We start from the raw sequence: 25909 nt of genomic DNA, 5'->3' as shown, positions 1-25909 counted from the left end.
ACCATGACCTCTTTCTGGTTTCTCTGGGCTGGCCTGAACGGGGCCCTTTCGGTGGCGCTGGCGGCCTACGCCTCGCACGGGATGGCCGGGTCAGGCGAGTACATCCTCAGCCTGATGGACAAGGCGACCCAGCAGCAGGGCCTGCACGCGGTGGCGCTGGCGGTGACCGCCGCCCTGCTGCACTGGAAGCCGTCGCGGCTGCTGCACGGGGCCGCTGCCCTGTTTGCGGTGGGGATGCTGCTGTTCTGCGGAACGCTGTACGGGCTGGCGTTCGGGGTGCTGGGCAGTGCCGCACTGGCCCCGGTCGGCGGCACCGGGCTGATCACCGGCTGGCTGCTTCTGGGGATCGCCGGGGCGCTGACGGCGCGGCACCGCGCCTGACCAGAGTAAACGGGGCCAAAATAAACGGGGCCAGATCAACCGGATAAAAATCAACCGGAAATTGATAAGCACCTTCCCGCTTTGCGGCAGTGGTAAAATCCCCTATGCTGACCATCCCGCCGGGTAAACCCCGGCCCTCCCCTTCCCCTGCGGACGGAGCCGTACCCTGCCCATGGCCAAGACCGTTCTGATTGTCGAAGACAACGACCTGAATCTGAAGCTGTTCCGCGACCTTCTGGAAGCCAGCGGCTATCAGACGCTGCAAAGCAAGGACGGGATGGATGGCCTGCGTCTGGTGCGCGATCACAAGCCCGATCTGGTGCTGATGGATATTCAGCTGCCGGAAATCTCCGGCCTCGAAATCACCCGGATGATCAAGGCAGATCCCGAGATACGGCACATCCCGGTGCTGGCCGTCACCGCCTTTGCGATGAAGGGCGACGAGGAAAAAATCCGGGACGGTGGCTGCGACGGTTACATCGCCAAGCCGATCTCGGTGGCATCCTTCCTGCAGACGGTCCAGTCCTTTCTGGGTGAAGCCTGACCCCTGAGCAGGCCGGGCCTGTGACAGGGGCGGGCATCCCTGCCCCCCTTCACCGGCTGCCGCGCACGTAATCCCCCAGAAAGCCCCGGACTTCCGCCAACGCCGCCGCCAGCCCCACCCGCTGCACGGAAACCCCGGCCGGGAACGCCCCGTGCAGGCGGGTCGGCATCATCGGGTCCAGCATCACAAACACGCCATGATCCCCGGCACGGCGCACCAGCCGCCCGAAAGCCTGCTTCAGCCGCAGGCGGGTCAGCATGTCATCATAGGCGCGGCCATTAAAGGCCTCGCGGCGGGCCCGGTGCAGGATATCGGGGCGCGGCCACGGCACACGGTCGAACACCAGCAGCCGCAGGGAATGACCGGGTACATCCACCCCGTCACGCATGGCATCAGTGCCCAGAAGACAGGCATCGTGATCAGCGCGGAAAATATCGACCAGCGTTGCGGTATCCATGCCGTCAACATGCTGGGCATACAGCGGAATCCCCTGATCCTCCAGCGGCGCGGCAATCCGGTCGCGCACCGCCCGCAGGCGGGAAATCGCGGTGAACAGCCCCAGCCCGCCGCCACCGGCAGCCAGAAACAGCTCGCGGTATGCCGCTGCGACCTGATCAAGGTCATCTTTGCGCACATCCGTCACCACCAGCACCTTGGTCTGGGCCGGATAATCAAACGGCGAGGCCATCGCCGCCCGCAGGGCCGGAACCGGCAGATGACTGGCCCCGGTGCGGCCTTCAGCCGCCTTCCAGTCCGCATCCGGGTCGCCGGTCCCGTCGCGCAGGGTGGCTGACGCCACCACCACGCCGTGGGTGCTGTCGGCCATCACCCCGGCCAGCGGTCGGGTCGGATCCACCCAGTGACGGTGCATGCCGGTGTCAATGTCGCGGCCTTCGATCCGGTCCACCGCGAACCAGTCGACATACTGTTCCGGCGTCTCCTGCTGCAATGCCTCCAGCATCGACCGCCACGCCAGCAGCGGCTGCACCGCCCGCCGGTCAAGGCTGCGGGCCAGACTGTCCAGCCGCAGGCGGGTGGCCCCGTCGCTTTCACCGGCCTCGTCATCCAGCACCTTGCCAATCACCCGGATCAGCTCCCGCACCGGGGCCAGCAGGCCATCAAACGCGTGTTCCAGCTCGGCGGCGGTTTCCAGCAGGCCGGGCACCGGGTGAGCGGTCTCGGTTTCCAGCGAATAGGGGGTGCCCGCATCCTTCGAGCGGGCATAGACCTGCTGCCGTGCCAGCAGCAGAAACCGCTCGGTCGGGCCGTTGGGGGCACCTTCGGTCAGGCGGTTCAGCCAGCCCGGCCCCGGCAGACAGCGGGCGGCGGCCAGCGCCGCATCCAGCGCATCCAGTGCATCAACGTTATCCGCCAGCACTTCCTCGGCCCGGCGCTTCAGGCCCCGGGCGCGGGACCGCCCGGTTTCTTCCGACCCCAGAAGCCAGCGCCGCAGCTCGGCAGCCTCCTGCCCGGTCAGATGGGCGGAAAAGGCACTGTCGGCGGCATCAAACAGATGGTGGCCTTCGTCAAACACATAGCGGGTGGCAATCTGCGGCCCCTCTTCCCCGCCGCCCAGCGTGCCCCCGTGGGCCAGCACCAGCATCGCCAGCGCATGGTTGGCGACCACGATCCGCGCCCGCCGGGCCTTGCGGACCGACCGTTCAATGTAGCAGCGGGTGTAATGCGGACAGGCGGCGAACACACATTCCCCCCGCCGGTCGGTCAGGCCGATGGTCTGCGCCCGCCCGACCAGATCAGACAGCCAGCCGGGAAAATCGCCGCCGACCATGTCGCCATCGCGGGTGGCCAGCGCCCAGCGCGCCATCAGCCCCAGCGGCACCGCCAGCGCCGGGGTGTGCGACAGGCGGTTGATCGCCTCTTCCAGATTCAGCAGGCACAGATAATTCTCGCGCCCCTTGCGCACCACCACCTTACGGGCCTTTTCCGCCGGATCGGGGTGCAGGCGCGACAGCTCGGCATCCAGCTGGCGTTGCAGATTGCGGGTGTAGGTGGAAATCCACACCGCACCCTCGTTCTTTTCCGCCCACACACTGGCCGGAGCAATATAGCCCAGCGTCTTGCCGACCCCGGTCCCGGCCTCGGCCAGCACCACATGCGGCTCGCCCTCGACATGGCGGGGGGCAAAGGCGGCAGAACAGGCCGAGGCAAAGTCAGCCTGCTGCGGGCGGTCTTCGGCGGTGGTGCCAAGAAGCTGGCCCAGCCGGCTCCGCGCCTCCGCCGGGTCAACCGGGGCATTGCCGGGCGGGCTTTCCGGCGCGTGTTCAGAAAATTCCGGCAGGTGTTCCCACACCCGCATCCCCGACAGCACGCGGTGGCTGTGCGGCATTTCGCCCTGCTCACCCCACGCTGCCAGCACCGACGGCCCCCACGGCCAGCCGCCCCGGGTCATCGCCCAGGCGACGCCGCGCCCCTTGCCCTGCGACCAGCGGGCTTCCTGCGGCAGCTCCTGCAGCAGGCGGCGCACCACCTGCACCAGCGTCTGGGCACAGTCTTCCGGCGACACCGGGGCATCCAGCCCGCAGGCTACCGCCAGCCCGCCAATGGTTGGCAGACAGAACTGGGCGGGCCGCACAAAAGCGAACAGCTCCAGCACATCATAGGCCATAAACGGCGGCACCCGCAGCCGCGCCGCCACGTTGGGCAGGTGGCAGACCATTGGCCGTTCGCCCCGCAGACGGCGGGCGGCCTCGGGCAGGGCCAGGGTCTCCAGCTCGCCATCCGGGGTCAGGATCACGGCCTGACGCGCGCCGGTCACCACGACGGGCACGGCGGGAATCAGAAGCTGAAAAGACGGCGGCAGAGCAGAAGTCGGCATGGGCCGGACCATAACCGGAATGCCGGGCCTTGTCACGCCCCCGGTGTTCCTGAGGTGTTCTTTTTCAGTCCCCCATTCTGCCCCCGGCACAGGCCGCGTCCTGACCGATCCCGGCCAGAGATCGGGAAGATCATGTCCTGACCGATTGATGCCGTGATAAGACAGGGGCCACCCCCGTCCGTCTGTCCGGTTACCCGCCCATGCCTGCTGCCCCTGCCCGCCCCGCCCTGTTGCCCCTGCTGCCGCTGCTGACCGAGCGCTTTTCCGACGTGCCGCTGGCCCTGTCGCTGGGGCAGGAAGGCCACCTGCAACTGGCGGCACTGGCGGCGGCGGCAGTCTGGCAGGGGATTCCGGCCAGCGCCCCGACCGTCCCCGCCGGAGGCGGGCACCCGGCCCGGCGGATGCTGCGGCTTGACCTTGAGACCCGGGTGGTCTGGTGTCATGGCGGGCGCATCGTCACCGGCCCCGCCGGGGCTGAGCCCGCCGCCTGCCGCCCGCTGAACGGGGATGCCGCCCGCATCACCGCCCATAAACCGACGCTGAACCGCCTGCTGGCAACGCAGGGCTTTTCCACCCCCGCCGGTCAGGAGTTTGCCGCCACAGACCGCGATGCCGCCCTGCGCTGGGCGCAGGATCTGGGCGGCCCGGTCTGTGTCAAGCCGCCGTCCGGCAGCCTCGGCTGGGGGGTGACGCCCGGCCTGCGGGAGGGGGCCGCCCTGACCGCCGCCTTCGACACCGTCGCCGGGCGCTGCGGCAGCGTGCTGCTGGAACAGCACGTCGCCGGGGCGGCACCGCTGCCCGCCGATGCCACCGTGCGCATCATGTGGGTGGCCCCCGATCATGTCACCCTGCGGATGGACCGGCCCGCGCATCTGACCGGCGACGGTCAGCGCCCGGTGTCAGCCCTGCTGGCTGACCGCAACGCCCGCCGCGCCGCCCGCACCGGCCAGCCGCCGATTCTGCCGGATGCTGCCCTGCTGGCCCTGCTGGCGGAGCAGCACCTTACCCCCGCCGCCGTCCCCGCCGCCGGACAGTTGGTGGCCCTGCGCCGGGTGTCCAACGCCTCTCAGGGCGGGGACAGCCATACCGACCTGCCGGACATCCACCCCTCCTACGCCGCTGAGGTGATCCGCCTGTTCCGCAGCCTTCCCGGGGCCCGCGCCGGGGCTGCCGACCTGATTCTGGCCGAGCCCATGGCCCCTTGCCGCCCCGGCAATCACTGGATTCTTGATGTCAACCTGTCGCCGGGCATCGTTCAGTATCACTTTCCATGGGGTGGCCCGCCCCGCGACGTCGCCGCCGCGCTGATACGCCTGATCGGGATGCTGGCCGGGGACTGACCGGCACCGCCGTCAGTGCGGGGGTGCCGCCGCGGCACCGCTATGCGCCGCCATCTGCGCCAGTTTCTCGCGCACGTCCAGCATATCGCGCCATGCCAGCCGCTTCTGTACCGGGGACCGCAGCAGATACGCCGGATGGAAGGTGGCAATGGCCGGAACCGGGTGCGACAGGCCGGGGGTCTGATAGGCCCGCCAGCGGCCGCGCAGGCGGGTAATCCCTTCGTTGACGGCAAACAGCGCCTTGGCCGACAGGCCGCCGACCAGCAGCATCACCTGCGGCTGAACCAGCTCGATATGCCGGATCAGGAACGGCAGGCACACCGCCACCTCCACATCGGTCGGCACCCGGTTGCCGGGGGGCCGCCACGGCAGAACGTTGGTGATGTAATACTCTTCCCGCCCGGTGATGCCGATGCTGGCCAGCATCTTATCCAGCAGCTGCCCGCTTTCGCCGACAAAGGGCCTGCCGATCCGGTCTTCGTCCCGGCCCGGCGCTTCGCCGATCACTAGCAGCGGGGCTTTCGGGTTGCCGTCGGCAAACACCGTGGTGGTGGCGGTGATCTTCAGCGGGCAGCCGTCAAAGGCCTCCACCGCCGCCTTCAGCTCGGCCAGCGTGCGGCAGCCCTGCGCGATGTGGGTGGCATTGCCAAGGGCCTGATGCGGGTCCGCCGCCAGCGCCGGGGTGCTGGGCCGCACCGCCGCCGCCGGAAAACTGACCGGCGGCATCGGCACCTGCACCGCGCTGGCCCGAGAGCCGGGGACAGCCCCCGCAGCGCCGGGGGACGCAGCCGGGCGGGCGGCGGCCTGGGCCGCACTCTGGGCTGCACTTTGGGCATAGCGGTCCACCGGGGCCCCGGCGATACATTCATCGACCCCGGCATCCAGATACCACTGCAACAGCGCCCCATCCCCGGCAAAACCGAAGGCGGCGGCGTCAAACTCAGCGGCGGAAACGGACGGATACGACACGGGGACCAGACATCCTGCACCGGAAGGGGACGGGGGAAAAAACCTGTCCTGCCGTCTTATCACAGGCAGCGGGGGGTGTGCCACCGGCCTTTCCGCCGCTATCACGGCAGAAAATGGGACCCATAACCTTACGTCAGGCTTTTCTGGAAAGCGTCACGCAATTATGCTGGCGACCGTGTATGCACTGCACACAGTCTGGGAAGGCCGGGCCAGGGCCTTCGTTGACACCCTGAAGACGCACCCATAACCCTTGCGCGAAGAGAGAGAGAGTATGGAACGGGAGTCGATGGAATTTGATGTTGTGATCGTTGGCGGGGGCCCGTCCGGCCTCAGCGCGGCGATCCGCCTCAAGCAACTGGCCCAGGCCGATGGTGCCGACATTTCGGTCTGCGTGATCGAAAAGGGATCGGAAATCGGGGCACACATCCTGTCCGGCGCGGTGATCGAGCCCCGCGCCCTGAACGAGCTGATCCCGGACTGGAAGGAAAAGGGTGCGCCCCTGCACACCCCGGCCACCGATGACAACTTCCTGTTCCTGACGGAAAGCAAGGCTTTCAAACTGCCGACGCCGCCGCAGATGCACGGCGCGGGCAACTACATCGTTTCGCTGGGCAACGTCACCCGCTGGCTGGGCCAGCAGGCGGAAGAGCTGGGCGTGGAGATCTACCCCGGTTTCGCCGGGGCCGAGGTGCTGTACGACGAAACCGGCGCCGTGCGCGGCGTTGCCACCGGTGACATGGGCCTGACCCGCGAAGGCGAACAGGGCCCGATGTACCAGCCGGGGATGGAGCTGCTGGCCAAGCAGACCATCTTCGCCGAAGGCTGCCGCGGCTCGCTGGCCAAGCAGCTGACCGATAAGTACGGCCTGCGTGACGGCGTTGACCCGCAGACCTACGGCATCGGCATCAAGGAACTGTGGGAAGTCGAGCCGTCGAAGCATCAGCCGGGCAAGGTGGTCCATACCATCGGCTGGCCGATGAAGACCGACACTTACGGCGGGTCGTTCCTCTATCATCTGGAAAACAATCAGGTCGCCGTCGGCTTTGTGATCGGGCTGGACTATGCCAATCCGCACCTGTCGCCGTTCGATGAGTTCCAGCGCTTCAAGACCCACCCGGAAATCCGCAAGACCTTTGAAGGCGGCCGCCGCATCGCCTATGGCGCCCGGGCGCTGAACGAAGGCGGCTTCCAGTCGATTCCCAAGCTGACCTTCCCGGGCGGCGTGACCATCGGCTGCTCCGCCGGGTTCCTCAACGTGCCGAAGATCAAGGGCACCCACACCGCCATGAAGTCCGGCATGGTCGCCGCCGAAGCGATCTTCGAGGCCCTGAAGGCCGAGGCCGCCGCCGGGAAGGAAGTCACCGCCTACTCCGACATGATGAAAAAGTCGTGGGTGTGGCAGGAACTGCACGAAGTGCGCAACATCCGCCCGTCGTTCCATAAGGGGCTGCTGTTCGGGCTGGGCTATTCCGCGCTGTCGACCTATGTCTTCAAGGGCAAGGAGCCGTGGACCTTCCGCAACCACGACGACCATACCTGCCTGCGTCCGGCGGCGGAAATGCCGAAGATCGACTACCCGAAGCCCGATGGCGTGGTCAGCTTCGACAAGCTGTCCTCGGTGTTCCTGTCCTCGACCAACCACGAGGAAGATCAGCCCTGCCACCTGACCCTGAAGAACAAAGATGTGCCGGTGGCGGTCAACCTGAAGGTTTTTGACGGCCCGGAACAGCGTTTCTGTCCGGCCGGTGTGTATGAATATGTTGACGATGCCGCGACGAACGGTAAACGTCTTCAGATCAACGCGCAGAACTGCGTGCACTGTAAGACTTGCGATATCAAGGATCCGACCCAGAATATAAACTGGGTTGTCCCGCAGGGGGGCGAAGGGCCGAACTACCCCAACATGTAAGGCCTGCCCCGTTCATACTTAAGCAAGAGGTTGACTGGTCGAGTGAGCGCGCATCTGTCTTTCCGTCGCCGGGGCACTGCCCCCACCCTCATTCGGCCCACCTCTGCCGGTTCCCGACCGGGGCCCGGCACACCGCTGTCACGGCTGGCGCTGCTTCTGGCGCTGGCCGTGCTGCCTTCCGCCTGCGGCGGGGCATCGGGCAGCGAAACCGTCACCGATACCGGGGCGGCAGGGATTTCCTCTCCGGTGCAGGTGGCTGCCGCCAGCGACCCGGTGCGGATGACCCAGCACCCCTATACCTCGGTCTACGGGCGCTATCTGGCCGGGCGTCAGGCCCAGTTCAACGATGACACCGCCGGGGCCGCCGACAATTACACCGCCGCCCTGCAGAAAGACCCCGACAACCCGCTGCTGATCCGCCGCGCCTGGTTCTTCCTGCTGGTGGAAGGCCGGACCGAGGAGGCGCTGGCGCTGGCCCGCAAGGCGATGGTGCTGGACCCCGACTCCACGGTGTCGCCGCTGGTGGTGGCGGTCGGGCTGGCCAATGACGCCCACTGGACCGAGGCCCTGATCACCCTGAAGGATCTGGAGCCGGTCGGCCTGAACAGCTTCCTGCTGCCGCTGACCCGGGCGTGGATCCTGCAGGGGCAGGACAAGGCCGAAGCCGCCGTCAAGGCACTGGACAGCATGAAGGACCAGCCGCATCTGGCCCCGCTGTACCACTTCCACGCCGGTATGATCTATGACCTGTCCAACCGCCCGGCGCAGGCCTGGGCGGAATACCAGAAAGTGGTCAGTGATGAAGGCTCGGTCACCCTGCGCGCCGTGCAGGTGGTGGCCGACTTCCTGCGCCGCAACGGCCGCCAGCCGGAAGCCGAGGCGCTGTTTGACCGCTACCGCGCCGATCACCGGGGGTCAGAGCTGATCGAGGCCGCCTATGCCGCCTTCCGCAGCGGCGATGGCCGGGTGCTGCGCACCACCAAAGACGGGCTGGCCGAAGCGATGTACGGCTCCGCCACCTCGGTCGCCGATGCCCAGTCGTTCGATACCGCGCAGGCGTTTGTGCGGCTGGCGCTGCTGCTGCGCCCCGATTTCCCCTATGCCGAGATGATGGTCGGCGATCTGCTGGCCCGTCAGGGCCGCTTTGCCGATGCCGCCGCCCAGTACGCCACCGTGCCGAAAACGGCGCAGACATGGTTCCCGGTCCGCCTGAAGCTGGCCGAGGTCTATCAGGAACTGGGCCGCATCGACGAGGCCCGCAAGATCCTGACCGATCTCGCAGCCCAGTACCCCCACGCCGCTGACCCGATGAGCGATATGGGCGAGCTGGAACGCCGCCTGAAGCACTGGGACGCCGCCGCCGCCGCCTACCGCAAGGCGCTGGACCGCCTCGGCACCCCCAGCCGCGCCCACTGGCCGGTGTGGTACAGTCTGGGCATCGCGCTGGAACGCGGCAAGCGCTGGCCGGAAGCCGAGCAGGCCTTCAAGACGGCGCTGTCGCTGGAGAAAGATCAGCCCAACGTGCTGAACTACCTCGGTTATTCGTGGATTGACCGGGGCATGAACCTGCAGGAAGGCAAGGCGCTGATCGAACGCGCCGTCGCCCAGCGCCCGAACGACGGCTATATCGTCGACAGTCTGGGCTGGGCCCTGTACCTGCTGGGCGACTACCCCGGCGCGGTGCGCGAGCTGGAACGCGCCATCACCCTGAAGCCGGGCGACCCGACCATCAACGACCATCTGGGGGATGCCCTGTGGCAGGTCGGGCGGGAAAACGAGGCCCGCTTCCAGTGGCAGCGGGCGCTGGATCTGAAGCCGGAACCGGAAGACCTTGAGGCCGTGCGCGCCAAGATCGAAGCCGGTCGCCTGCTGAAAAAGCCGGACCAGAAGAAGAGCAAGTAAACCGCATACCCACCCCCTGCACCCCGGTTTTCCCCCTGCGGCCCTGCGCCGCCCGGGGGCCGGGGACGGAACAGGAGTCACTGCACCATGCCTGCCCAGTCTGCCCCGATCCGCGTTGCGGCCCCGGCCAAGGTCAATCTGACCCTGCATGTCACCGGCAGACGGGATGACGGCTATCACCTGCTGGACAGTCTGGTGGTGTTCGCCGGGGTGTTTGACCGGGTCACGGTCGAGGTCGCCGACAGCCTGAGCCTGACCGTGATCGGCCCGCAGGCAACCGGGCTGGGGGCCGTACCGCCACAGGACAACATTGTCCTGAAAGCGGCGCAGGCACTGGCGGCAGCCACCGGCGTCACCACCGGGGCAACCATCACGCTGGAAAAAGCCCTGCCGGTCGCCGGGGGTATCGGTGGCGGCAGTGCCGACGCTGCCGCCACCCTGCGGGCGCTGATGGCGCTGTGGGGCGTGACGGTCCCCCGCGATGCGCTGATGGCCCTTGCCGCCGGTCTGGGCGCCGATGTGCCGGTGTGCCTGCGGGGCCGCCCCGCCGACATGAGCGGCATCGGCGAGCAGCTGCGCGATGCGGTGCCGCTGCCCGGCTGCTGGCTGGTGCTGGTCAACCCGGGGGCCCAGCTGTCAACCCCGTCCGTGTTCCGGGCCCGCAGCGGGGCATTCAGCCCGGCGCTGCCGCTGGAAACCCCGCCCCGGGATGTCGATGATCTGGTGACCGCCCTGAAGGTCCGCCGCAACGATCTGACCGCCGCCGCAATCTCGCTGGCCCCGGATGTCGGGCTGTGTCTGGCGGCGCTGACGGCCCAGCCCGGCTGCCGCCTGAGCCGGATGTCAGGCAGCGGTGCCACCTGCTGGGGCCTGTTTGCCACCGAATACGACGCCCGCACCGCCGCCCGCGCCCTGCGTCAGCAGCAGCCGGGCTGGTGGATCGAGCCCGCCCCAGTGCTGCCCGCCACCGCCGACCCGTTCGCGCTGGCGGCAGAGCCGGTGCTGCGGCGCTGAACCGCCGCAGCACCGCCCACGCTTAACGCCCGAAGTAGCTGTCAGCAATCGCATAGCCAAGGGCGCGGTAAGCTTCCAGCTGATCCTCATCGAAAAACTGGTCGGCGGTACTCTGCTGCGGGAAGGCCGGGTTCTGGGCGGCATAGGCATTGACCGACACCGGCAGCCCGCCGATCAGCGTGGTCTTGAAGTAGACAATGGTGCCGGTGCTGCCGTCGGCATAGGTGACCGTGCCTTCCGCCCAGCCCGCCGCCGCCTGCCGGGTCAGAAAACCGGCATCCCCCTGCGGGATCAGCGCCTTCAGCGCCCCATCCTCAAAGCGGATCACCGCCCCGAAGTCGGCATAGACCCGCTCCACCGCCACCCCCAGATCGGCAAAACGGTACTCAGGGTCTGCCGCGGCATCGACCACATACAGGGTCTTCACCCGGCGGCGGATCAGCTCGTAGACCCCCAGATTTTCAAAATGTCCGCCATCGGCAAGCTGCCGGAACGGCGCGCTGACGCGGTATGCCGCCCCAAACAGCGCCGACAGGCCGGGCCGCCAGATGTTCGGCACCGGGTCCGGTTGCCCGGCACCGTAGCGGGCCCGCACCCACAGCCCCAGCTGTAACCCCAGCAGACCCATCAGCACCGCCACCGGGGTTGACCGGGTCGGCCCCTGCCCTGCCGGGCCGCCATAGGGGTTGACCGCCGCACCGGAGGTCGCCATCGCCGTCGCCAGTGACAGGGCATCCGGCCCGATACCGCAAAAGGCTTCGGCATCGACCCAGCCGGTGACATCGCTGCCGCACCGCCACGGCGACAGCACAAAGTTACAGGCCCCCCGGCCCCGCAGTTTGGCATCGGTGGCATCCACCAGCACCAGCGCGGTATTGATCAGATGCAGCGGGCGCGGATTATCCCGCATCTGGGCCAACCCGGCACAGTTGGCCTGCTGGGCCAGCGGCTTCCAGCCCGCCTCGCCCGCCGCCGTCGCCGGATCCAGCGCCGCGCGGTCCGGCATGAAGGCTTCCATCAGGCGGTCACGGTACATCCGCCCCAGCGACACCAGATTCAGGTTGATCAGCCAGCCGCAGGCCAATGCCAGCACCAGACCGCCAATCCCTGCCGACAGCGCCCGCCAGTCGCCGCCCATCAACGCCTGCAGGTGCAGGGCGGCAATGAAGGTGACAACCGCCATCCCCGCCACCAGCAGGGCAGCCGCCCCGACCAGCACCGGGGTCGATGCCAGAAGGCCCCCGCCGCCTTCCTTTCCGAAATCACCCTTCAGGAACGCCCGCAGCGCCACCCCGGCAGCAACGGCAATCCCGCCGGAGCTGACCCATGCTGATAATTTTGCTGACAGAAAGGGCAGCGCTGCCACCCCCAGAACCGCGACCGTCAGCTGCAACAGCACCCCGATCCGCTGCTGCGAACGGGTCCGCCGCCGGTAGCGCTTATTAACGGCCTCGACGGTATTTTCAATGCCATGCGCCCCGCGCAGGAACAGTAGGATCTCCAGCAGAAACCAGCCCCCCAGCCCCGCTGCCGCCCACAGCAGGCCGTGGCGGTCAAACAGCAGCGGATACACCCCCGGCAGGGTCATCAGCAGAAAGACCAGCAGCAGCAGCCCCATATAAAAGAACAGATGCACCAGCATGGTGCGCAGCACCACCGCCAGCAGCGACGTTGCCGTCAGGCGCTGCCCCGGATCAAGGTAGTTGCCACGCGACCGCAGCCGGTCCGCCAGCCGGTCAAGGGCCTGCACAAAGCCCTGCCCCCGGAACCCCAGATGCGCCAGCCACGACAGCGCCGCCCCGGTGTAGCCACCGCCGGACACCGTCGACAGATAGTCCAGCGTCTCCATCCCCCGCCGCCCGGCATAGGCCTGCGCCACGCCCAGACTGAACGATGCGGCGCGGATCCCCCCGCCGGACAGGGCCAGCCCGCAGGACGGGCGGCCATCATGCCCCAGCAGGGCGGCTTCCTCCGCCGCCAGATCCAGACCGGGCGGAGACCATGCCGTGGCAGGCCTGCGGGTGTCAGACATGTCCGGCGCCGGATGGTCAGGGGAAGCAGGGGACATCTGACAGATCCTTATTCTGCGGGGGCCCCGGCACCGGAAGGCCGGAGAGAACACCTCACAGAATTACACCTTTAAAGAGATTTTTCCCTAAAAATAACCGCTCCCTGCCTCTCCCCGGTCGCCGCCCGCCCGCTCAGGGCAGGCTGGCGGCGATGACCGGGGATCGGTTCCGGGGGGCCGGTTCCGGGGGGGGGGGGGGCGGTTACTGAGTAATCCGCGACAGCAGATCCGGGTCCGTCACCAGCATGCGGACGCCATGAGCATGGTTTTCCTGAAACGGATTATCCGCCAGCCATTTTCCGACCGAAGTAATATCAACCTTCACGACTTTGGGCCGCACGCTCCAGGTCACCTGAAACGGCGACCCCTTCTCGTTGTAGCTGGGTCCGGTGGTCGAACCGGCATAAACAACCGGCTGCCCCAGCGTGGTTGGCAGGTTTGGCACCTGATTCAGGCCATTGATTGTTTCAATCCGGGCCATCTGGGTGAAATCGGCAGCCTTCGGGTCATTGACCAGCACCGCAACCACGGCCTCAACCCGCAGCTCGGGATTTTTAACGGTTTCGCTCAGACAGGTGGCAAGAGTCGGGCCGACCGTTGCCTTCGCCGTTGAGTGAACGAAATGGATTTCAACGGTGTCACCCGGCACCAGTTCCCCGTGCTCACTCAGGCCGACTTTTTCCGCTGTCGGTGCCAGTTCAGCGGCGGTCAGTGTGCCATTGTACTTAAAGCCGGAATGGTTGCCCTGCCCGTCACCGTTTCCGGCGTAGGTGGTAAAGTCCCCGCCCTTATGCTCGGCGTTGGTATGCAGGTGGATATCGCACAGCGCCATCTGTGTCACCGGCGGTGCCAGAGTAAAAATGCGGGGGTTCTGACCGGCCACCGCATCCAGATCGCGCGGAGACTGCGGGCCGAATCCCGCGTCTTTGGTGGCTGCGCTCAGGGCCGCCCGCTGGGCTGCAATCGCGGCATCCGGTACCGCCGCATGCTCTGCCTGCGCTGCGAAAGCAGCCGCCGACAGTGCAAAAACCGAAAAAGACACAGCCGCAGCTGTCAGCGACAAAAGACGTCCTGTCATGGCCTTCCTCACCCCTGAAGATGATGTTCTGTTGTTCCCCCGAAGCACAGGGCCCCGGATTTGGCCGGTCTCCCCAAGGATCCGGCGACAGACAGCCTAACGCGAACGCATGTACACAAACAGAGAGCCATTCTCACTATGCGGGTGATCCCGATAATACCGCCAGATGCATCCGGCCCGGGACGATCGAGAGGACCGGGACAGCGATGCCCCTGAATGTCAATGCCTCAACCAAAAACTTAAAGGGGAATTGACTTATAATTTCTCTTTTAGATTTTAAATCCGACACACTCTATGATCGCCTGACCGGCCCCCCGGTAACCGGCCCTCAACAGGAGAAGCACCGCCTATGTCGCCTGACAGCTACATCGCCTCCATCGGCACCACGCTTGCCCCCTTTGCCCCCACCGGGTGGCTGCCCTGTAACGGGCAGACCCTTCAGATCAACGCCTATCAGCCCCTTTACAGCCTGATCGGCAACCGCTACGGCGGCTCTCCCACCGACGGCACGTTCATGCTTCCGGCGTTCAATCCTGACGGGAAGCCCGACAAAGACGGGCGTCTTGTGGTGATCTGCGTTAACGGTATTTACCCGGCACGGCCTTAACTGCCACGGATCTGGTCATCCAGACGCGGCTCGCGGATTCCGTCAGGGTCGAGGTGAATGATCACCTCGGCCTTGGGGAAGGCGGCGCAGATCGACCGTTCCACCTGATCGGCAATGGCGTGGGCCTTGCGCAGCGGCAGACTGCCATCCACCTCTAAATGCACCTGAATGAAATCGTGCAGCCCGCTGGAGCGGGTGCGCAGGTCATGCGCCCCGATCACCTGCGGATGATCGGTGGCCAGTGCGATAATCCGCGCACGGTCCTCATCGGGGAACTCGCGGTCCATCAGCATGTTGAAGGAATCGCGCCCGATCTCCCACGCGCCTTTCAGCAGGATCAGGGCGATCCCCAGCCCGAACAGCGGGTCAATCCACGCCAGCCCCAGCCATTTGCCCAGCCCCAGCGCCACAATCACCGACAGGTTCATCAGCACGTCGCCGGTGTAATGCAGGCTGTCGGCCCCCACCGCCACCGATCCGGTGCGCCGCACGACGTATTTCTGGAACTGTACCAGCCCCAGCGTCAGGGCGATGGAGATCACCATCACCACCACCCCGACCAGTTCCGCCTGCGGAATCTGCGGATCGCGGAAGCGGTTGAGCACTTCAGACAGCAGAAACCCCGCCGACCCGGTGACAACCGCCGCCTGCACCAGCCCGGCCAGCGGCTCCGCCTTGCCGTGCCCGAAGCGGTGATCGGCATCGGCGGGCTGCACCGCATGGCGCACCGCCAGCAGATTGACCAGCGATGCCAGACAGTCGAGGGTGGAGTCCGCCAGACTGGACAGCATCGCCACCGACCCGGTCATCATCCAGGCCACCGCCTTGATGGTCACCAGCGTCAGCGCCACCCCGACCGCCACCAGCGTGGCGGCGGTCATCAGACGGGCGGCTTTGGGATCAACGGCAGCCATCGGCGGACTCTCCCGGCAGGATACGGTTACGGGTACAGACGCTCGGTTGACCAGCCGCCATCGGCCTGCCGGGTATAAACCACCCGGTCATGCAGGCGGAACGGACGGTCTTTCCAGAACTCAATGCGCTGCGGCACCACCCGGAACCCCGACCAGTGCGGCGGGCGCGGAATACTGCCGATGGCATAGCGGGCGGCATATTCGGCCACCCGGGCCTCCAGCTCGAACCGCCCCTTCAGCGGGCGGGACTGCTGCGACGCCCACGCCCCGATGCGGGAATCGCGGGGCCGGGAGTTGAAATACTCGTCAGCCTCGGCGGCGGACACCGGCTCAACCGCGCCCTCAACCCGGATCTGGGCGCGCAGACTTTTCCAGTGCAGGCACAGGGCGGCATGGGGGTTGGCCAGCAGCTGCTGGCCCTTGCGGCTTTCGAAGTTGGTGTAGAACACGAACCCGCGCTCATCGAACCCCTTCAGCAGCACCATGCGGGATGTCGGGCGGCCATCGGGGGTGCAGGTCGCCACGTTCATGGCGTTGGGGTCATTGGGTTCCGCTGTTTCGGCAACCTTCAGCCACTGCCCGAACTGGACAAACGGATCAAGGTCGGCATCAAGGGTCAGCGCGCTCATTCCGGGGAATCCTTCCCATCAGCAGCAGAGGGGGAGTCTGCAGACATCGTACAGGCCGGGCGCAGGAAACCGCCGCCATCGCCGTATAACCGGATCTGGAGGGGGCGCCCGACTCTCCGCCCGGCAGCATAAGCACCCCCGCCGGATTTTGCCATGCTTTCGCCACGCTTCCGGCTCACGGTGCGCAACAGACCGTCCCGGCGACCGGGATGGCCGCCTTTTCCGGGGTTAAAACCCTGATAAACTCTTGATGTCAGCCCCGGAACGATTAAGTGTTAACGTCTGACTTCCTGCCCTGTCTGTCCGTCTTTCTGTCTGCTCAGGATTACCGATCATGACCTCCGCTTCTATCCGTTCCCCTCTGCGCAAGGCCGCGCTTGCGGTCTGCACCGTTGCCCTCGCCCTGTCGCTGACCGCCTGCGAAAGCGCCCGCAACGCACCGAAGCAGACCGCAGGCGGCCTGCTGGGGGGTGTCGGCGGTGCCGTTGTCGGTGCCCAGTTCGGCGGTGGCACCGGCAAGCTGGCTGCCACGGCGGCAGGGGCCCTGCTGGGGGCATGGCTGGGGTCGGAAGTCGGTAAGTCACTCGACAATGCCGACCGTGCCGCCCTGCATCAGGCCCAGACCAGCGCCTATTCTGCCCCGGTCGGCCAGCCGATCACCTGGAACAATCCGCAGTCGGGCCATTCCGGCTATGTCACCCCCACCCGAGACGGTACCGCCAGTGACGGATCCTATTGCCGTGAATTTCAGAACACCGTGACTATTGATGGCAAGACCGAGCATGCCTATGGTACGGCGTGCCGTCAGTCTGACGGCACCTGGAAGATTGTGCAGTAAGCTGCGGTGACCTCCTCCCCTGACGGGCGGGGCACCGCCCCGTCTGTCAGGAGAACGGAGTTTCCATGCGGGATCCCTATGAGGTTCTGGGCATCAGCCGGTCCGCCAGTGCCGAGGACATCAAGAAAACCTACCGCAAGCTGGCGCGCAGCCTGCACCCCGACGTCAACCCCGGGGATGCCAAGGCCGAGGAACGCTTCAAGGAAGTGACCGCCGCCTACGACCTGCTGTCGGACGAGACCAAACGCGCCCGCTTCGACCGGGGCGAGATCAACCCTGACGGCACCGAGCGGATGCGCAACCCCTGGGGCAATGCCCGGGGCGGACACGGTGGCGGACATGGTGGCGCCCAGCGGGGCGGCTTTGGCTTCGACTCGATGTTTTCGGAAGACGACCTGTTTTCAGAGATGTTCCGCTCCGCCAGCCGTGGCTCCGGCGGCAGACAGCACAGTGCCCCGCGCAAAGGTGCCGACGTCCACTATTCGCTGACCGTCACCTTTGAGGAAGCGGCTCTGGGGGCCGCCCGCGCCATCACCCTGACCAACGGCAAGAAGATCAACGTCAAGGTCCCCCCGGCCTGCGAAGACGGCAAATCCCTGCGCCTGAAGGGCATGGGCAGCCCCGGCCAGCTGGGCGGGGCCGACGGCGACGCGCTGGTGGAAATCACCGTTGCACCGCACCCCCTCTTCCGCCGTGAAAAGCAGGATGTGATCGCCGAACTGCCGGTCACCCTGAAGGAAGCGGTGCTGGGGGCCAAGGTGGTGGTGCCGACCGTTGACGGCCGCGTCACCGTCACCATCCCGGAAGGGTCAAACAGCGGCACTACCCTGCGCCTGCGCGGCAAGGGGATCCCCGCTGCCGCCAACAGCGAAAGCCAGCGCGGCGACCAGCTGGTGCGCCTGCGCATCACCCTGTCAGACCCGCAGGATGCCGCCCTGAAAGCCTTCCTGACGGACTGGGACGATACGGCCCCCAACCCGCGCGTTAAGCTGGGGCTGGAAGACTGATCTTCTGCAGGTGGGGCGCCCCTTTATCAGGGCTCCCCGCCTGCGCTGATCTGCCATACCGTCACCATGCCCCCCAGAAGGGGGGTGCCAGTGACCTGCCAGTCCCCGCCCTCAGGCAGGGCCTGCATCAGTCCGGCATGATCCACCGCCCGGCCCGGCTGCCGCGTCGCCGCCCACAGCAAGAGCCAGCCACGGCCACGCATCCGCCGTAAGCCCTGCCGGTGCAGCCACCGCCACGCCCGGCGCAGCGTCATCTCTGCTGTCGGCTCAACCAGCAGCAGGGTGCCACCGGGGTGCAGCAGCGTCAGCAGATGCCCCAGCCCCTGCCGCCGGTCATCCATCACCGCCAGCAGCGACCCCGCCGACACCACCGCCCCCCGCAGCGGACTGACGGTCAGCATCTCCAGCGATGATACCCGGAACGACAGCCCGTCAGCATGATTACGCGGGGTGCGCTCTGCCGCCACAATCATCGCCGGATCACGGTCAACCGCCGTGACTGTGTAGCCCCGGGCCACCGCCAGCCGGGCCAGAAGCCCGGGGCCGCAGCCGACATCCAGCCAGTGCGCCCCCTGCCCCGGCGGCAGCAGCGACACCGCCCGACGGTGCAGATCCTCATAAAATCCGGCCCCCTGCACCCGCCGGAACAGCGCCGCCGCCAGCCAGCCCATCAGGTGCCCCGCCCGTCCGGCTGCCGCTGCGGCCAGCACAGCAGCAGAACCACCACAAACACCACCGGCAGAAACGAAGCGGTGCTGACCTGCGCCAGCGTTACCGCCCCGGCCAGCAGAAACCGCAGCGTCACCAGCCAGTCCAGCGCCTGCACCCCCACCATCGCCCCGATCCATGACCGGGCCGCCGCCGGATTCCGGGCTGCCAGCCCCATGCCATAAGCAAACCCCAGACAGCGCGCCGCCATCATGCCGAACAGCCAGTCCGCCCAGCCCGGTGCCGGGGACAGCCCCAGCAGGGCCGCCGCCTGCGCCGGCGCCAGCAGAAACGCCAGCCCCAGCACCGCCTGTATGGCCGCAATCCCCCACAGCGTGACGGTCAGCACCGCCCGGCGGCCCGGCGTTGAATCAACCGCGCGCACGCCTTCTGCCACGGGCCCGTGCGGAGCCCGCTTAAACACTGGTGTCATTTTCTCTATCCCCTGTGGCGGGACCGGGAGTATTTTTCAGCGTCGGATCACAGCGGCGATGCCGCAAAACCACCTTGTGGCAGTGCCGCAGAACCATCCTGTTCCTGAAAGAAAACACTCTCCGCTGCGGGCCCCATGCCCACATGCCCGCCACAGACCAGACTGTAGGCTTTTGACTTTGCGGCGGGAAGAGGTTACTTTTTGGTAAGTATTGGAAAAACCATCAGTTTTTGAAAATTTTTTAACTTCAGAAAAACGTTTCCGGTCCCGCGTCAGAGGTTTCCCCATCAAAGGTTACGGCCATGCCCGCTGCTCCGCCCGTTCTGCCGCCTGCCGGATCCCCCTGCCAGCCGGATTGCCCGGTGGCGCTGGCGGCGCGGATTCTCGACGGACGGTGGACCACCCGTATCCTACGCGACCTGCTTGGCGGCACCCGCCGGTATTCCGAACTGCTCCACTCCCTGTCCGGGATCAGCCCGAAAATGCTGTCGCAGCGGCTGCGCTTTCTGGAACAGGAAGGGTTGATCGAAAAGACCACCTACCCCACCGTACCGCCGCGCACGGATTACCGCCTGACCCCGCTTGGCCGACAGGTGCGCCCGGTCGTCGAGGCGATGGCCGCTTTTGGCCGTCAGCTCACTCCCAGCGGATAACCCGGCGGTAGGCATACCACGTCGCATGCCCCAGCACCGGCAGCGTGATCATCAGGCCGAGGAAGCCGGTCAGCAGCCCGATTCCGGTCAGCCCGGCAATCACCGCCGCCCACAGCAGCATCGGCCCGGGATTGGCCAGCACCGCCAGCCCGCTGAGGTATCCGGCGGCAAAGGCATCGACCCGGCGGTCGAGCAGCAACGGCAGGCTGAAGGCCGAAAAGGTAAAGCCGATCACCGCCATCCCGCCGCCCACCACCGTACCGACCGCCAGAAACAACAGGCCGTCCGGCGTCAGCAGCGCCTCGAACGCCGCATGCCACGTCAGGGCGGTATAGGGGAAGAACAGCGCAAAGATCAGGGCCGCGATCCGCACCCAGATCATCATAAACAGCATCAGCAGCAACCCGGCGGTGATGACATGGAAGCTGTTGTCCTGCCACGCGTTCAGGGCCCGCCACAATGACGGCGGCCGGCCCTGCTCGGCATCCCGCGACAGGGCGTAAAACCCCAGCGCCAGCAGCGGCGCGATCAGCAGAAAACCGGCGATCATCGGGGTGATCAGATACAGCATCCCCAGCGCCTTCAGGCCGAACACCAGCCCGTAGCCGAGAAGGACAAACACCGCCCCATAGGCCGTACTGCGCCCCGGATGACGGCAGTAATCCCGCCAGCCCAGACGCAGCCAGCCCCACACATCGGCCCTGCCGATCAGCATCACCCGGTCGCCGTAGGGCAGCATATTCAGCGCCCGCCGCCGGTCAGCGGCAGGATCACGGCCCGGGGCCGGGACGGGTGAAGGACCGGGGACTGGATCAGGAGCGGTCATGGCGGGTCATCCCTACCGGGGCACCTGTCTGCCATTATGGAACCGTTCTACACGACAGCAAGCAGACATCCGGCCACCGCTGTCGACTCCCTTAAAATTATTGGTTGTTTGTTTGGTTTTTTGTTTTTTGGTCCCTTGTTTGTTTGGTCCCTCACGCGCCGGGCGCGGGCCTCCGCCCCTTGGCTTACCCGCTCCCTCCCGGCAGATCGCGCATCACACGGTCCAGCGGCATCGACAGGCTGATCGCCTGCATCCGGGCCGCGCCGGTCAGGGCCTCGGTCAGGGCCGGTCCCAGCATTGCCTGTTCCAGCCCGGCGGGTAAAAGGTCCGCCGGATCCGGCAACCCGATCTCCAGCGCCAGCAGCAGGTCCTGCACCGTTGCATCATGGGGGGAGCGGGTTGACACCCAGCGCCCGTTCTCAGCACGGGCAACAAAATGCGCTGCCGACAGCCGGTTCAGCAGCAGGATCACCGCCTCTTCCGACAGGGCCGTCACAGCCAGCAGCCCCTGCCGGTCCAGCCCGGCCCCGCGCGGGCTCGCCCCCTCCAGCGCCCGCAGCAGGTCCAGCGCCATCACCAGACGCCCCAGCCCGCCGTGGTCCGACAGGCCGATCCGGCGCAGCCGCCATTCCGGCAGGGCTGCCGACAGCTCCGCCCCGCACAGCACCACCACCCACGACAGATAGATCCACACCAGAAACAGCGGGGCCACCGCCAGCGTGCCGTAAATACTCTCATACGTGCGGACATTGCTGATAAAGGCGACAAAGCCGCTGCGCAGCAGCCAGAACAGCGCCGCCGCCGCCGCCGCCCCCAGCAGCGCATCCCACAGCCGTACCCGGCGGTTGGGCACCAGATAATACAGGCCGACCAGCCCGGCGAAAGTCACCGCCCCCGGCGCCAGAGCCGACAGCAGATCCAGCAGTACAGGCACCCCCTGCTGGCGCAGCCCCTGCGCCATCACCCATGACGCCAGCGAGAACATCCCCCCCAGCAGCAGCGGCCCGACCGTCAGGAACGCCCAGTACAGCAGCACCCGCAGCACCAGCGGGCGCGGGCGGCTGACCCGGAAAATCACATTGAAGGTGCGCTCTATGCTGGCCAGCAGCAGCACCGCCGTCACGGTCAGCCCCAGCGTGCCGACCAGCGTCAGCCGCCCCGCTGCCCCGATGAAACGCGCCAGATTACGGTGCAGGGTGGTGCCGACGGTGGGCACGAAATTATCAAAGATAAAGCCCTGCACCGCCCCGCGCACATCCTCAAACACCGGGAACAGCCCCAGCGCCGCCAGCGCCAGCGTCAGAAACGGCACCACCGCCAGCAGCGAGGTATAGCTGAGGGCCCCCGCCGCCCGCAGCACCGCGTCGCGCTGCGCCCGCCGGGCCAGATGCAGCCCGAAAGCCGGTAACCCGGATTCCCGGGCCGTCAGCCGCCGAACCGACAGTTTATATCCGCCCGTTTTATGCCCGTTTCTGGCATTCATCGCTTTTTCCGGCTCCCCTGCCCTAACGGCATCGTCTTCACACTCCTCTTCCGTAATCTTTGACGCCATGCACAACTGGTGTAGGATGCCGCCTTCTTTGTAGCACTGCTGCACGGATTTAACACAGACAGAGGGTTCCCTGATGACCGCGTCCTCCCAGCTTATGGCGGGCAAAAAAGGCCTGATTATGGGCGTTGCCAACGACCGCTCCATCGCCTGGGGCATCGCCAAGGCCTGCGCCGCCCAAGGGGCTCAGCTCGCTTTCACCTATCAGGGGGACGCGCTGGAACGCCGTGTGCGCCCGCTGGCAGAAAGTGTCAACAGTCCGCTGGTTCTGTCCTGCGATGTCACCGATTCTGACAGCATGGACGCCTGCTTCGCCGCCATCGCGCAGGAATGGGACGGCCTTGACTTTGTGGTGCACGCCATCGCTTTCTCCGATAAGGAAGAGCTGAAGGGCCCGTACTACAACACCACCCTGCCCAACTTCCTCAACTGTATGCATGTGTCGGTGTATTCCTTCACCGACGTGGCGCGCCGCGCCCAGCCGCTGATGAAGAACGGCGGGTCGCTGGTCACCCTGTCCTATTACGGGGCGGAACAGGTGATGCCGCATTATAATGTGATGGGCGTCGCCAAGGCCGCGCTGGAAGCCAGCGTGCGCTATCTGGCCGCCGACCTCGGCCCCAACAACATCCGCGTCAACGCCATCTCCGCCGGTCCGATCAAGACCCTTGCCGCCTCCGGCATCGGTGACTTCCGCCTGATCCTGCGCTGGAACGAACTGAACGCCCCGATGGGCCGTAACGTCACCATCGAAGACGTCGGCAACAGCGGCCTGTACCTGCTGTCCGATCTCGGCTCCGGCGTCACCGGCGAAGTGCTGCACGTTGACTCCGGCTATCACACTGTCGGCATGCTCAACCCCGCCAGCGCCGGGGAGCTGTCTGACCTGCTGGCCTATTACAAGAAGGACTGATCCCCCGTGTCTGGCAACGGTTTCGGCACCCTGTTCCGCTTCACCACCTTCGGCGAAAGCCACGGCCCGGCCATCGGCTGTGTGGTGGATGGGGTGCCGCCGCGCATCCCCCTGTCGGAAGCTGATCTTCAGCCCTGGCTGGACCGGCGCAAACCGGGCCAGAACCGCTTCGTCACCCAGCGGCAGGAGCCGGACGCCGTCCGCATCCTGTCCGGGGTGTTCGAGGGACAGACCACCGGCACCCCAATCGGCCTGCTGATTGAAAACACCGATCAGCGGTCGAAGGATTACGGCGAGATTGCCCAGCAGTTCCGCCCCGGCCATGCCGATGTCACCTACTGGCAGAAGTACGGCATCCGCGATTATCGCGGCGGGGGCCGTTCCTCCGCCCGCGAGACCGCGATGCGGGTGGCGGCGGGCGGTGTTGCCCGGGCTGTCCTTAATGCACTGGTGCCCGGCGGGGTTCTCATCCGCGCCGCTCTGGTGCAGCTTGGCCCGCACCGCATCGACCGCAGCCGCTGGGATTGGGAGACGGTCAACACCAACCCGTTCTTCTGCCCTGACCCCGGCGTGGTCGCAGACTGGGAAGCCTATCTTGATTCCGTCCGCAAGGCCGGGTCTTCCTGCGGGGCAATCGTCGAAGTGGTGGCGGAAAACGTGCCCACCGGCCTCGGTGCCCCGGTCTATGACAAGCTGGATGCTGATCTGGCCAAGGCGCTGATGTCGATCAACGCCGTCAAAGGTGTCGAGATCGGCGACGGCTTCGACACCGCCGCCTACAGCGGCGAGGACAACGCCGACGAGATGCGCGTCAACGCGGACGGCGGCATCCGGTATCTGTCCAACCATGCCGGGGGGATCCTTGGCGGCATCTCCACCGGCCAGCCGGTGATTGCCCGTATGGCGGTCAAACCGACCTCCTCGATCCTGACCCCGCGCCAGAGCGTCGATATCCACGGGGCGGATGTGGACGTGCGCACCAAGGGCCGTCACGACCCCTGCGTCGGCATCCGCGCCGTTCCGGTGGCGGAGGCGATGATGGCCGTCACCCTCGCCGACCACCTGCTGCGCCACCGTGGGCAATGCGGGGGATGACACTGTAAAAAAGGAGCCCTGGAGGCTCCTTTTTTATATCACGAGACTGAAGAAGAGGTCCCCTCAGGGCTCCGTCAGGCGCCCGGCACTGTCTCCGCGCCCTCGCCAAGGGCCTTCTGCATGAACACCACATCCAGCCAGCGGCCAAACTTCAGCCCGGCGGCGGCGAACCTGCCGACATGCTGAAAGCCCAGCGCCGTATGCAGCCCGATTGATCCGGCATTCCCGGAATCACCGATCACCGCCACGATCTGGCGATAGCCGCGTGCCTCACATTCCGCCAGCAGGGCGGTCAGCAGCAGTCGGCCCACCCCTTTCCCCTGACAGCCGGGGGCAATGTAGATCGAATCCTCGACCATAAAACGATACGCCGACCGCTCGCGGTAGGGCCCGACATAGGCATAGCCCGCCACGCTGCCGTCAACAGGATCCACCGCCACCAGATAGGGATAGCCGCCGCCCAGCACCTTGGCCCGGCGGGCAGTCATATCCGCCAGCGACGGCGGATCTTCCTCAAACGTGCCGGTGCCGGTCAGCACATGGTGCTGATAGATGGCCTGAATGGCGGGCAGATCGACCTCTTCCGACGGGCGGACCACAAGCAGGGTGCTCATAAAACAGGCTCCGGGGCAGTCTGAACGGGGTTTTGCATAAGGTTTACCCTTGTACTCCGCCCCCGCCGGAACGGCCAGAGACGCCGCTGAAACTTTTTTGAAAAAAGGTCTTGCATCAAACCGTTGGAATGGGTAAAAACCCGCCACGCCAACGACGTCCCCATCGTCTAGAGGCCTAGGACACCGCCCTTTCACGGCGATAACCGGGGTTCGAATCCCCGTGGGGACGCCACTCTCCTCGCAGAGTGCCACATCGAAAAGCGCATCTGAAGATCAGCTTCAGACCCAAACAAGGCTTGCTGGCCTTGTTTTTTTTATTTGTGCCCCGACCATAAACGGCTCACCGTTTCCGTTGAGCAAACAGGCAATGGCCGATGCGATGACACCCCCCTCACGGGTTCACCCATGCCGCCGCCGTCAGCGCCCCATCCGGGCCGTAGTGAAAACGGGCGCGGCGGTTGTCCTGCCGCTGCAGGCGGAACCAGTCGAGCGCCACCGCCTGCACCACGATCACCCCAAAACAGGCGCGGCCTGCGCCATCTGCCGGGGGCTCCGCCCCAAGCGGCTGCCCCGGCCCGGCAAAGGCACGCTCATCCCCCGGCGGGCCACCGGCATAGGTGCTGCGGGTCCACGGCGGCAGACGGTCCCATGCTGCGGCGGCTGTCGGGGTCTCCGGGCCGTGCAGGGTGGCGGTGCCGGGCAGGCGCAGTTGCAGGCGGGTCTGCGCACAGTATCCGAGGACGGTGACGCGCCGGTCGGCGATCAGCTCTGCCCATTTCGGGCTGCGGATATCGGTGTGGATTTCCAGCGTCCGCCGGGCCGGGTCACAGGCCCGCAGCACCACCATCCGCGCCTGCGGGGCCGCGGCGGCATCAACGGAACAGAGCGTCACGGTCCGGAAGCCCGCATGGGGATCCGCCGCTGCCTGCTGCAATGCCGCCCAGCCCGCGGCCTCAATCTCTGACAGGGTCATCGCCCCCCTCCCGTACCTTATCCCGACAGAATAGCGGGTTTCGCCCGGCCCGGAAGAGGGGTGCCAAAAGAGGGGTGCCAAAAGAGGGCAGGCAAATCAGTCGATCGCC

Annotated in this window: 24 protein-coding genes and 1 tRNA gene; 13 read left to right on the top strand and 12 right to left on the bottom strand. The window is 66.6% G+C overall.

The features are described from left to right. Positions 1–3: 3 nt before the first annotated feature. Together G365_RS0105120 and G365_RS0105115 are read left to right on the top strand one after the other, a co-directional pair. The gene (locus tag G365_RS0105120; protein ID WP_019644433.1) at positions 4–381 is read left to right on the top strand and encodes a DUF423 domain-containing protein; all 378 of its coding nucleotides are present in this window, start codon (positions 4–6) and stop codon (positions 379–381) included. 172 nt (positions 382–553) lie between these two features. Continuing rightward, complete coding sequence (locus G365_RS0105115; RefSeq protein WP_019644432.1) at positions 554–925, top strand: response regulator; 372 nt, start codon at positions 554–556, stop codon at positions 923–925. Positions 926–974: 49 nt separating this feature from the next. Here G365_RS0105115 and G365_RS0105110 read toward each other — a convergent pair whose 3' ends face one another. Further along, positions 975–3761: an ATP-dependent DNA helicase gene (locus tag G365_RS0105110; protein WP_043741648.1), complete on the bottom strand. Its 2787-nt coding sequence runs from the start codon at positions 3759–3761 to the stop codon at positions 975–977. Positions 3762–3961: 200 nt separating this feature from the next. Here G365_RS0105110 and G365_RS0105105 point away from each other — a divergent pair, with 200 nt between their 5' ends. Beyond that, entirely contained in the window at positions 3962–5101 is a 1140-nt protein-coding gene (locus G365_RS0105105) for a hypothetical protein (protein WP_019644430.1), read from the top strand. A 12-nt stretch (positions 5102–5113) separates the two neighbouring features. On the opposite strand, the gene G365_RS0105100 is transcribed toward G365_RS0105105, so the two are convergent. Then, complete coding sequence (locus G365_RS0105100; RefSeq protein WP_019644429.1) at positions 5114–6070, bottom strand: uracil-DNA glycosylase; 957 nt, start codon at positions 6068–6070, stop codon at positions 5114–5116. A 271-nt stretch (positions 6071–6341) separates the two neighbouring features. Here G365_RS0105100 and G365_RS0105095 point away from each other — a divergent pair, with 271 nt between their 5' ends. The 3 genes from G365_RS0105095 (at position 6342) to G365_RS0105085 (ending at position 10895) form a co-directional block, all read left to right on the top strand. Beyond that, positions 6342–7979, top strand: coding sequence for an electron transfer flavoprotein-ubiquinone oxidoreductase (locus G365_RS0105095; RefSeq protein WP_019644428.1), 1638 nt, complete (start codon positions 6342–6344; stop codon positions 7977–7979). 42 nt (positions 7980–8021) lie between these two features. Then, positions 8022–9881: a tetratricopeptide repeat protein gene (locus G365_RS20420; protein ID WP_019644427.1), complete on the top strand. Its 1860-nt coding sequence runs from the start codon at positions 8022–8024 to the stop codon at positions 9879–9881. A gap of 87 nt (positions 9882–9968) precedes the next feature. Further along, positions 9969–10895, top strand: coding sequence for a 4-(cytidine 5'-diphospho)-2-C-methyl-D-erythritol kinase (locus G365_RS0105085; RefSeq protein ID WP_019644426.1), 927 nt, complete (start codon positions 9969–9971; stop codon positions 10893–10895). Between the two features lie 22 nt (positions 10896–10917). Here G365_RS0105085 and G365_RS0105080 read toward each other — a convergent pair whose 3' ends face one another. Then, positions 10918–12963, bottom strand: coding sequence for a patatin-like phospholipase domain-containing protein (locus G365_RS0105080; RefSeq protein WP_019644425.1), 2046 nt, complete (start codon positions 12961–12963; stop codon positions 10918–10920). A 202-nt stretch (positions 12964–13165) separates the two neighbouring features. Then, positions 13166–14041: a delta-class carbonic anhydrase gene (locus tag G365_RS0105075; protein ID WP_051089838.1), complete on the bottom strand. Its 876-nt coding sequence runs from the start codon at positions 14039–14041 to the stop codon at positions 13166–13168. A 349-nt stretch (positions 14042–14390) separates the two neighbouring features. Here G365_RS0105075 and G365_RS0105070 point away from each other — a divergent pair, with 349 nt between their 5' ends. Next, positions 14391–14648, top strand: a complete 258-nt coding sequence (locus tag G365_RS0105070) for a tail fiber protein (protein WP_019644423.1) — start codon at positions 14391–14393, stop codon at positions 14646–14648. Here the strand turns inward: G365_RS0105070 and G365_RS0105065 are convergent. Both G365_RS0105065 and pdxH read right to left on the bottom strand, forming a co-directional pair. Beyond that, positions 14645–15562, bottom strand: coding sequence for a cation diffusion facilitator family transporter (locus tag G365_RS0105065; protein ID WP_019644422.1), 918 nt, complete (start codon positions 15560–15562; stop codon positions 14645–14647). The genes G365_RS0105070 and G365_RS0105065 overlap by 4 nt on opposite strands. Before the next feature lie 26 nt (positions 15563–15588). Continuing rightward, entirely contained in the window at positions 15589–16191 is a 603-nt protein-coding gene (pdxH, locus tag G365_RS0105060) for a pyridoxamine 5'-phosphate oxidase (protein ID WP_019644421.1), read from the bottom strand. A gap of 334 nt (positions 16192–16525) precedes the next feature. Between pdxH and G365_RS0105055 the strand changes: the two genes are divergently transcribed. Further along, a complete protein-coding gene (locus G365_RS0105055; protein ID WP_019644420.1) occupies positions 16526–17029 on the top strand; it encodes an RT0821/Lpp0805 family surface protein in 504 nt (167 codons plus the stop codon). 65 nt (positions 17030–17094) lie between these two features. Further along, the gene (locus tag G365_RS0105050; RefSeq protein WP_019644419.1) at positions 17095–18036 is read left to right on the top strand and encodes a DnaJ C-terminal domain-containing protein; all 942 of its coding nucleotides are present in this window, start codon (positions 17095–17097) and stop codon (positions 18034–18036) included. Between the two features lie 26 nt (positions 18037–18062). Here the strand turns inward: G365_RS0105050 and G365_RS22725 are convergent, their stop codons facing one another. After that, positions 18063–18746, bottom strand: a complete 684-nt coding sequence (locus G365_RS22725; RefSeq protein ID WP_211217657.1) for a class I SAM-dependent methyltransferase — start codon at positions 18744–18746, stop codon at positions 18063–18065. Next, a complete protein-coding gene (locus tag G365_RS24075) occupies positions 18707–19177 on the bottom strand; it encodes a hypothetical protein (RefSeq protein ID WP_019644417.1) in 471 nt (156 codons plus the stop codon). The genes G365_RS22725 and G365_RS24075 overlap by 40 nt, the downstream gene beginning before the upstream one ends. A 302-nt stretch (positions 19178–19479) precedes the next feature. On the opposite strand from G365_RS24075, the gene G365_RS20410 reads away from it, so the two are divergent. Next, positions 19480–19830 carry a winged helix-turn-helix transcriptional regulator gene (locus G365_RS20410; protein ID WP_155976120.1) on the top strand — a complete coding sequence of 117 codons (351 nt, stop codon included), beginning with the start codon at positions 19480–19482 and terminating at the stop codon, positions 19828–19830. On the opposite strand, the gene G365_RS0105030 is transcribed toward G365_RS20410, so the two are convergent. Both G365_RS0105030 and G365_RS20405 read right to left on the bottom strand, forming a co-directional pair. Beyond that, positions 19814–20656: a DUF2189 domain-containing protein gene (locus G365_RS0105030; RefSeq protein WP_019644415.1), complete on the bottom strand. Its 843-nt coding sequence runs from the start codon at positions 20654–20656 to the stop codon at positions 19814–19816. The two genes, G365_RS20410 and G365_RS0105030, sit on opposite strands and share 17 nt — an antisense overlap. Positions 20657–20840: 184 nt before the next feature. Beyond that, the gene (locus tag G365_RS20405; RefSeq protein ID WP_019644414.1) at positions 20841–22139 is read right to left on the bottom strand and encodes a YihY family inner membrane protein; all 1299 of its coding nucleotides are present in this window, start codon (positions 22137–22139) and stop codon (positions 20841–20843) included. Positions 22140–22281: 142 nt separating this feature from the next. On the opposite strand from G365_RS20405, the gene fabI reads away from it, so the two are divergent. Next, positions 22282–23118 carry an enoyl-ACP reductase FabI gene (fabI, locus tag G365_RS0105020; protein ID WP_019644413.1) on the top strand — a complete coding sequence of 279 codons (837 nt, stop codon included), beginning with the start codon at positions 22282–22284 and terminating at the stop codon, positions 23116–23118. Between the two features lie 6 nt (positions 23119–23124). Further along, positions 23125–24213, top strand: coding sequence for a chorismate synthase (aroC, locus tag G365_RS0105015; RefSeq protein ID WP_019644412.1), 1089 nt, complete (start codon positions 23125–23127; stop codon positions 24211–24213). 74 nt (positions 24214–24287) lie between these two features. On the opposite strand, the gene G365_RS0105010 is transcribed toward aroC, so the two are convergent. After that, a complete protein-coding gene (locus G365_RS0105010; RefSeq protein WP_019644411.1) occupies positions 24288–24827 on the bottom strand; it encodes a GNAT family N-acetyltransferase in 540 nt (179 codons plus the stop codon). Positions 24828–24983: 156 nt separating this feature from the next. Between G365_RS0105010 and G365_RS0105005 the strand changes: the two genes are divergently transcribed. Then, positions 24984–25059 (top strand) — tRNA-Glu (locus G365_RS0105005). 159 nt (positions 25060–25218) lie between these two features. On the opposite strand, the gene G365_RS0105000 is transcribed toward G365_RS0105005, so the two are convergent. Next, positions 25219–25800 (bottom strand): pyridoxamine 5'-phosphate oxidase family protein, encoded by a 582-nt coding sequence (locus tag G365_RS0105000; RefSeq protein WP_019644410.1) that lies wholly within the window; start codon positions 25798–25800, stop codon positions 25219–25221. Between the last annotated feature and the right edge of the window lie 109 nt (positions 25801–25909).

This window comes from Novispirillum itersonii subsp. itersonii ATCC 12639, assembly GCF_000381985.1.
Lineage (GTDB): Bacteria > Pseudomonadota > Alphaproteobacteria > Rhodospirillales > Rhodospirillaceae > Novispirillum > Novispirillum itersonii.
Note: the sequence above shows the minus strand (reverse complement) of the source record. Positions and strands in the feature narration are given on the sequence as shown.

What these genes read in the sequence shown, in the direction of transcription:
- G365_RS0105120 (WP_019644433.1), top strand. Translation starts at nt 4, where the DNA reads ATGACCTCTTTCTGGTTTCTCTGGGCTGGCCTGAACGGGGCCCTTTCG.
- G365_RS0105115 (WP_019644432.1), top strand. Translation starts at nt 554, where the DNA reads ATGGCCAAGACCGTTCTGATTGTCGAAGACAACGACCTGAATCTGAAG.
- G365_RS0105110 (WP_043741648.1), bottom strand. Translation starts at nt 3,761, where the DNA reads ATGCCGACTTCTGCTCTGCCGCCGTCTTTTCAGCTTCTGATTCCCGCC.
- G365_RS0105105 (WP_019644430.1), top strand. Translation starts at nt 3,962, where the DNA reads ATGCCTGCTGCCCCTGCCCGCCCCGCCCTGTTGCCCCTGCTGCCGCTG.
- G365_RS0105095 (WP_019644428.1), top strand. Translation starts at nt 6,342, where the DNA reads ATGGAACGGGAGTCGATGGAATTTGATGTTGTGATCGTTGGCGGGGGC.
- G365_RS0105085 (WP_019644426.1), top strand. Translation starts at nt 9,969, where the DNA reads ATGCCTGCCCAGTCTGCCCCGATCCGCGTTGCGGCCCCGGCCAAGGTC.
- G365_RS0105080 (WP_019644425.1), bottom strand. Translation starts at nt 12,963, where the DNA reads ATGTCCCCTGCTTCCCCTGACCATCCGGCGCCGGACATGTCTGACACC.
- G365_RS0105075 (WP_051089838.1), bottom strand. Translation starts at nt 14,041, where the DNA reads ATGACAGGACGTCTTTTGTCGCTGACAGCTGCGGCTGTGTCTTTTTCG.
- G365_RS0105070 (WP_019644423.1), top strand. Translation starts at nt 14,391, where the DNA reads ATGTCGCCTGACAGCTACATCGCCTCCATCGGCACCACGCTTGCCCCC.
- G365_RS0105065 (WP_019644422.1), bottom strand. Translation starts at nt 15,562, where the DNA reads ATGGCTGCCGTTGATCCCAAAGCCGCCCGTCTGATGACCGCCGCCACG.
- pdxH (WP_019644421.1), bottom strand. Translation starts at nt 16,191, where the DNA reads ATGAGCGCGCTGACCCTTGATGCCGACCTTGATCCGTTTGTCCAGTTC.
- G365_RS0105055 (WP_019644420.1), top strand. Translation starts at nt 16,526, where the DNA reads ATGACCTCCGCTTCTATCCGTTCCCCTCTGCGCAAGGCCGCGCTTGCG.
- G365_RS0105050 (WP_019644419.1), top strand. Translation starts at nt 17,095, where the DNA reads ATGCGGGATCCCTATGAGGTTCTGGGCATCAGCCGGTCCGCCAGTGCC.
- G365_RS24075 (WP_019644417.1), bottom strand. Translation starts at nt 19,177, where the DNA reads ATGACACCAGTGTTTAAGCGGGCTCCGCACGGGCCCGTGGCAGAAGGC.
- G365_RS20410 (WP_155976120.1), top strand. Translation starts at nt 19,480, where the DNA reads ATGCCCGCTGCTCCGCCCGTTCTGCCGCCTGCCGGATCCCCCTGCCAG.
- G365_RS0105030 (WP_019644415.1), bottom strand. Translation starts at nt 20,656, where the DNA reads ATGACCGCTCCTGATCCAGTCCCCGGTCCTTCACCCGTCCCGGCCCCG.
- G365_RS20405 (WP_019644414.1), bottom strand. Translation starts at nt 22,139, where the DNA reads ATGAATGCCAGAAACGGGCATAAAACGGGCGGATATAAACTGTCGGTT.
- fabI (WP_019644413.1), top strand. Translation starts at nt 22,282, where the DNA reads ATGACCGCGTCCTCCCAGCTTATGGCGGGCAAAAAAGGCCTGATTATG.
- G365_RS0105010 (WP_019644411.1), bottom strand. Translation starts at nt 24,827, where the DNA reads ATGAGCACCCTGCTTGTGGTCCGCCCGTCGGAAGAGGTCGATCTGCCC.
- G365_RS0105000 (WP_019644410.1), bottom strand. Translation starts at nt 25,800, where the DNA reads ATGACCCTGTCAGAGATTGAGGCCGCGGGCTGGGCGGCATTGCAGCAG.